The sequence below is a fragment of the uncultured Aggregatibacter sp. genome, from assembly GCF_938046485.1.
Lineage (GTDB): Bacteria > Pseudomonadota > Gammaproteobacteria > Enterobacterales > Pasteurellaceae > Aggregatibacter.
Map to the genome: position 1 here is coordinate 1 of NZ_CALIWN010000001.1, position 5,816 is coordinate 5,816.

The window sequence follows — 5,816 nt, forward strand, 5'->3', positions numbered from 1 at the left end:
TTTCATCCAAAATCACTCGGCCGTCCGCCAACAACAACGCCGGCAAGCCTGCATAACCTTTAGCTTTCGCCTCATCAAACACCGCCTCGTTATCACGCAAGCGTAAAAAGCGTTTTAAATTCGGCAAGGTGGATTGCACTTCAATTTCTTCATAATCCACGTTTAACGCCTTTAATTCCGCCACAAAAGAGGGGGTATCAGGACATTCAGCGCTATAAAACAACACAGGTTTAGACATTTTCGCCTCCTTATTTTTGGGCAACGACCGCAAGTGCGGTTGGATTTGGCGTTGGTTCGCCGATTTTGGTTAGGCGGTTACGATCACGATGCTCAAATGGTTCGTCGTAATTTGGGATAATCATTGTGGTAATTTGATCGTAAGACCACGTGCCATCCTCATGAATTTTCACCGTAATCTCATAGCTTTCTGTGGTGAAAGATTGTTCAATAAACGGATTTGAGATAATGCCATTCGTTAGAGATCCGCGCACAGCTTTTAGCGTAAATTCTTTCGCATCCGGTGCGGCATGACCGGTGGCAATCAGGCTTTGTCCACGTGGAATACTTAACGACAAAGAAATCGTGCCGGTTGCCGGTTCCCATAACCAATAGCCCACTTGATCGTGAAAGGTTTCCACTTCATCCGGCTGTACAATCCGCGTGTGATAACGTAAGCCGTAATACAGTTGTGGACCATTAGTTTGTGCATCAATCGGTTGCAACTCGTAATGTTCGATATAAGGATCTTTCTCCGGCCCTTCCGCCTTTGGATTGATATCCAAACCGCGCTTGCCCTCCCAAATTCCCGCCATCGGCGCTAAAGGCCCTAAATTTGCCAGCGTGTTTACATCCGGTTCCGCTTCGGTGTAAATATCTTCCGGATATTGAAAATCGCTCATGATGCTCTCCTTATATCGTTGTGTTGAAACATAAAGTGCGGTGACTTTTTGCTTTATTTTTTACAGCCCGGGAAACCCAAGGCTTCACGGCTGGCATAATAGGCTTCCGCCACACCTTTGGTTAACGCACGAATACGTAAAATGTAGCGTTGGCGTTCAGTAACGGAAATGGCTTTGCGCGCGTCTAACAAGTTAAAGCTGTGTGCCGCTTTTAAAATGCGCTCGTAAGCCGGCAACGGTAACGGACGTTCTAATTCCAATAAACTTTTCGCTTCTTTTTCATATTGATCGAAGCAATAGAATAAGAAATCGGTATCCGCATATTCAAAGTTATAGGTGGATTGTTCCACTTCGTTTTGATGGAACACATCGCCATAAGTGGTTTTGCCAAGCGGGCCGTCAGACCAAACTAAGTCATATACAGAATCCACGCCTTGAATGTACATTGCCAAACGCTCTAAACCGTAGGTCACTTCGCCGGTAACCGGTTTACATTCTAAGCCACCCACTTGTTGGAAATAGGTAAATTGAGTCACTTCCATGCCGTTTAGCCACACTTCCCAGCCCAAGCCCCAAGCACCTAAGGTTGGGTTTTCCCAGTTATCTTCCACGAAACGAATATCGTTTTTGGTCGGGTCAAAGCCAAGCATTTCAAGGGAACCTAAATACAATTCTTGAATATTGTCCGGAGAGGGTTTAATCACCACTTGGAATTGGTAGTAATGCTGTAAACGGTTTGGGTTTTCGCCGTAGCGACCATCGGTCGGACGGCGGGAAGGTTGCACATACGCAAACGCCATCGGCTCAGGGCCTAACGCGCGTAATGCGGTCATCGGGTGAGAGGTCCCTGCGCCCACTTCCATATCAAAGGGTTGCACAATAGTGCAGCCTTGGTTCGCCCAGTATTCTTGTAAGGCAAGAATCATGCCTTGGAAAGTTTTTACATTAAATTTTGTCATAATTGATTCTATAAATTGAAAGGTTAAAAATACGCCTCATTATACTGAAAACACAAGGCAGGATAAAGAAAAGGCAGAAAATTTTGAACAATGGCGAAATCAGAAAAATGCATGAAACAAATAACACAAACTCAAGGAGTTTATAGGATTGGATAGGAACGCTTAGGATATAAAAAAGCCCTTGAAGTCAGTGCGGAATCACCTGTCATTTAAGAAATATAAAAAGCGGTAAAAGCCTTGTAGCATAAGACTCTTAATGCTTGTAGTAACATCGGCTTAAGTTGTTTTATCATAGTGTTACTATCGGTGTTACTAAAATCGTTGGATTAGGTTGGAATGGATAGGATTAAATAGGACAATAAAAAAGCCTTGGAGCGTTATGCGCCAAGACTTTATCGGACTTTATAAAACCTGTTTGGAATTGGATTTGGTGGAGCTGGGGGGAGTTGAACCCCCGTCCGGAATTCCTCTACCGTTAGTACTACACGTTTAGTCAGTCTTTAAGATTCGCTTAACCCTGCGGACAGACACGCGATAATTAAGCTAGTTTGATTCAATTTAATGCTTCGATCCTCAAACGGCGGCTTCCACACGATCTCGTTTGGGTTTGACTCCGCTTTATCCCCGTCTTACGAGCGGAAGCTGGGGAGCGAAGGCTATGAGCAGGTTATTAAGCTGCTAAAGCGTATTGTTCGTCGTTTGCGACTATTTTTTTGCGGTTTATTTACGAGGCCTACCGCACCTCGACGTGCACCTCGGGCTTCGCTAATCCCGTCGAATCCAGAATCAGCCCCAAAAGTAGGCGTAAGGATAGCAAAATATCACCCTAAAATAAAGCCTCTCCCTCATTTTCATAGGAATCCACATTGACTCGCCATATTTATAGTTCGCTTTGAGGCTCCCTTATCAGCTTATTTGGGGAGCAGGCTTTCAATTTCCTTTGGCATAGCTTTCGGTGAAGGAATGAGAACTTGCTTATGACGACTTAATTCACCTTTTTCCAAAAGAATCGTACTTTTCGGCACTTTAAATAACTTGCTGAGGAATTTCAGCAAATGCGCATTTGCCTGCCCTTCTATCGGTGGTGCCGTGATACAAACCTTTAATTCACCGTTATGCAACCCGACGATTTTATCCTGCGCCGCTTTAGGCTGTAGAAAAATCACCAATCGCAAATCATTACCTATACAGGTTACCGCCATGTTTCCCCCATCTACAATGTTGCAATAGCCCAAAGTTGACCAAATACGTCATACAACACTTTGTTGGCAAAGAATAAAACGAATACCACGACCATCGGTGAGAAATCAATCATGCCGGTATTCGGCAACAGTTTGCGAATCGGGCGCAGTAACGGCTCACTCAACTGATACAACATATATTGCATGGCGTTAGGCGAACGATTAAACCAACTCATTATCGCGCTAATCAATAACACATAAAAAATCGCTTCCCCTACGGCGTGTACCACATTCAGAACACCAACGAGGACATAAGCGACAAGTGAGGCTTCTGCCATATCTAAAAACTGAATAACTGCTAATTTCCCTACACCCAAAATAAAACAAGCAAGCAATGCGGCAAGATTCACGCCTTTCACCGTAGGCGCAAATTTCCCTAAAACATTTAACACGGGCTGCGTGACTTTGACTAACGCCTGAGAAAGCGGATGATAAAAATCCACCTTGGCAATCTGAAACCACGCGCGCAAAACGAAAATAAAACCGTAAATACTGATGACGGTTGACAGTAAAAATTGCATTGTATTCATAATATTTCCTTCATTTTATTTAAATTTATGCCTGTAACCAAAACGTCACCGGCCCCTCATTGACTAGACTCACTTGCATATCCGCAGCAAATCGGCCGCATTCCACCTTTACTTTTTCACCGCACTTTTGTGCAAAATATTCATAAAGTTCGTTTGCTAACGATGGGGTTGCGCCTTTGGAAAAGCTCGGACGAAGCCCTTTTTGCGTATCCGCCACCAACGTAAATTGCGACACCACCAAGACTTCGCCAGTCACTTGTTGCACGTTCAAATTCATCTTGTCGTTCTCGTCGCTAAACACGCGATAATTCAGCACTTTCTCCGCCAATTTATCCGCTTTGGCGCGATCGTCATCTTTTTCGACGCCCAGCAACACCAACAAGCCTTTGCCGATTTGCCCGACGACTTCGCCACCCACTTCCACTTTCGCCTGCGTTACCCGTTGAATTAATGCGATCATAATTCTTCTCTACGTTTTAAATGTTGTTCTAAATTGACAAGATAAAACTCAATATCCTGTTCGTTATATCCTAAAATCCGCCCAATCTCCCTTTCTATCTCAGGTATAAACTCAGTTGCGCCTTCTGCTAACAAGTGCTTTAATTTTTCCGCCTGAACCTCGTAGCCTTTCCGATAAACAATAAAATTTATTAACGCAAAGTCATCTGTCGATACGTAAATTTCATTAGCTTGTTCCAGAACAACAAAAATCCCTTGTTCAATATATGGGAAAAATTCAGCAGGGATGCCTAAATCATTATTAAATAAAGCTACATTCTTTTTATGATTAAGCATTAACGCTAACTCTTTGCCTTCATGTGGTCCCAAAACCCCATTCATAATGAATTCTCCTGTTTTTTCCACCGCACTTCTGCCAACACTGCTGCTAATTGCGCGCCGAGCAACACAACCGTCCAGCTTAACTGAATCCACAGCAACATAATTGGCAGAGTCGCCATCGCGCCATAAATTAATTGATAAGAGGGAAACGTCACGATGTACCAAGTAAAGGCTTGCTTACCCAACGTAAAAAACACCGCGGCAATCAGCGCACCTGCGGCGGAATGTTTAATACTAACTTTCTTATTCGGTACCACCATGTAAATCAGGGTAAAAATAAACCACGTAGATAAAAATGGCACAAAACTCAAGAGTTTTAAACCGAAAGAAAAGTTCGACGCGCTCTCAAACATGGTCTTTACATAAGCACTAGCAGCGATACTGACGCCAACTAACAGCGGGCCAAGCGTCAGAATCAACCAATAAATCGCAAAAGACGTAAAAATCGGTCGCGTTTCGGTGTCATGCCAAATGCTGTTTAGCGTGCGATCGATGGAATTAATCAACATCAGCGCCACGACAATCAAGCTGATAATCCCCACCGCACTCATTTTTTTGGAATTATTCACAAATTCATCAATGTACTGTCCCACCATGTCACTTGCTGACGGGGCAAAATTGGTGAAAATAAACTCTTTCAACGCACCCGTTACTTCATTAAACACCGGAAATGCCGAGAAAATAGAAAACACCACCATAATCAACGGCACAATGGCAAGCATGGTGCTGTACGTTAAATAACCGGCGGCTTGGGTTAATTTATTCTGATTAAAACGCTGCCAAAAGATTGTAAAAAACGTTTTCCACTCACTCATAAAAAGCCCCCGCAACAATGCTTAAATTTTTTGCCGGAACCGCACACGCAAGGTTGTTTCATCGTCGGCAGCGGCACCGTTGGATCGACAAAATACCAACGCCCATCAATTTTCACAAAAATCGACCGCTCATGATGCGTCTGTTCCCCCTCCTCACCTTGAAAAACGGCGTGAAATTCCACCGCACTTTGGGTTTTCGTTAAGCTTTCCGTGTTCAAAATTTTTAATCCCAGCCATTGTGTTTCCTCCGCCCATGTTTGAATGGCTTGTACGTTAAGTAACGCCCGTTGGCTCGGCACGGTGGTTTCTACAATATAAGGCACATTTTTCAACACATAAGCGGCATAGCGGGAGCGCATGAGTTGCTCAGCGGTTTCAGGAAATTGCGTATGTGCATGAAAACGCCCACAACAATCCTTGTAAGATTTGCTTGATTGACAAGGGCAAGCTGAATCTAAAAGTGCGGTCATGTTTAGCTCTGTTTTTCTTGTAATTTCATCAGTTTTGAATTTAACGAACGCTTAAATGCCGG

9 protein-coding genes and 1 other RNA gene are annotated in these 5,816 nt (G+C 43.8%); all 10 read right to left on the reverse strand.

Annotated features, from left to right (window positions below; translation table 11 throughout):
- Positions 1-238: hypothetical protein (locus Q0203_RS00005; RefSeq protein WP_297928612.1), on the reverse strand; the 238-nt coding region annotated here is incomplete at its 3' end.
- 10 nt (positions 239-248) lie between these two features.
- Positions 249-899 (reverse strand): heme-binding beta-barrel domain-containing protein, encoded by a 651-nt coding sequence (locus tag Q0203_RS00010; RefSeq protein ID WP_297928614.1) that lies wholly within the window; start codon positions 897-899, stop codon positions 249-251.
- 53 nt (positions 900-952) lie between these two features.
- On the reverse strand, positions 953-1,858 hold the full coding sequence (glyQ, locus tag Q0203_RS00015) for a glycine--tRNA ligase subunit alpha (protein ID WP_209363919.1): 906 nt from the start codon (positions 1,856-1,858) through the stop codon (positions 953-955).
- Positions 1,859-2,286: 428 nt separating this feature from the next.
- Positions 2,287-2,652: a transfer-messenger RNA gene (ssrA, locus tag Q0203_RS00020) on the reverse strand.
- 117 nt (positions 2,653-2,769) lie between these two features.
- Positions 2,770-3,060: a DUF167 family protein YggU gene (gene yggU / locus Q0203_RS00025; RefSeq protein WP_297928616.1), complete on the reverse strand. Its 291-nt coding sequence runs from the start codon at positions 3,058-3,060 to the stop codon at positions 2,770-2,772.
- 11 nt (positions 3,061-3,071) lie between these two features.
- On the reverse strand, positions 3,072-3,629 hold the full coding sequence (locus Q0203_RS00030; protein ID WP_297928618.1) for a YggT family protein: 558 nt from the start codon (positions 3,627-3,629) through the stop codon (positions 3,072-3,074).
- Between the two features lie 25 nt (positions 3,630-3,654).
- The gene (gene dtd, locus Q0203_RS00035) at positions 3,655-4,089 is read right to left on the reverse strand and encodes a D-aminoacyl-tRNA deacylase (RefSeq protein WP_297928620.1); all 435 of its coding nucleotides are present in this window, start codon (positions 4,087-4,089) and stop codon (positions 3,655-3,657) included.
- Positions 4,086-4,493 carry a hypothetical protein gene (locus tag Q0203_RS00040; protein ID WP_295974259.1) on the reverse strand — a complete coding sequence of 136 codons (408 nt, stop codon included), beginning with the start codon at positions 4,491-4,493 and terminating at the stop codon, positions 4,086-4,088. The genes dtd and Q0203_RS00040 overlap by 4 nt, the downstream gene beginning before the upstream one ends.
- Positions 4,466-5,284 (reverse strand): virulence factor BrkB family protein, encoded by an 819-nt coding sequence (locus tag Q0203_RS00045; protein ID WP_297928623.1) that lies wholly within the window; start codon positions 5,282-5,284, stop codon positions 4,466-4,468. Before Q0203_RS00045 ends, Q0203_RS00040 begins: the two co-directional genes overlap by 28 nt.
- Entirely contained in the window at positions 5,281-5,754 is a 474-nt protein-coding gene (locus Q0203_RS00050; protein ID WP_297928625.1) for a YchJ family protein, read from the reverse strand. Before Q0203_RS00050 ends, Q0203_RS00045 begins: the two co-directional genes overlap by 4 nt.
- Between the last annotated feature and the right edge of the window lie 62 nt (positions 5,755-5,816).

Coding starts and splice junctions, on each gene's coding strand:
- Q0203_RS00010 (WP_297928614.1), bottom strand. CDS start 899: ATGAGCGATTTTCAATATCCGGAAGATATTTACACCGAAGCGGAACCG.
- yggU (WP_297928616.1), bottom strand. CDS start 3,060: ATGGCGGTAACCTGTATAGGTAATGATTTGCGATTGGTGATTTTTCTA.
- Q0203_RS00050 (WP_297928625.1), bottom strand. CDS start 5,754: ATGACCGCACTTTTAGATTCAGCTTGCCCTTGTCAATCAAGCAAATCT.
- dtd (WP_297928620.1), bottom strand. CDS start 4,089: ATGATCGCATTAATTCAACGGGTAACGCAGGCGAAAGTGGAAGTGGGT.
- Q0203_RS00030 (WP_297928618.1), bottom strand. CDS start 3,629: ATGAATACAATGCAATTTTTACTGTCAACCGTCATCAGTATTTACGGT.
- glyQ (WP_209363919.1), bottom strand. CDS start 1,858: ATGACAAAATTTAATGTAAAAACTTTCCAAGGCATGATTCTTGCCTTA.
- Q0203_RS00045 (WP_297928623.1), bottom strand. CDS start 5,284: ATGAGTGAGTGGAAAACGTTTTTTACAATCTTTTGGCAGCGTTTTAAT.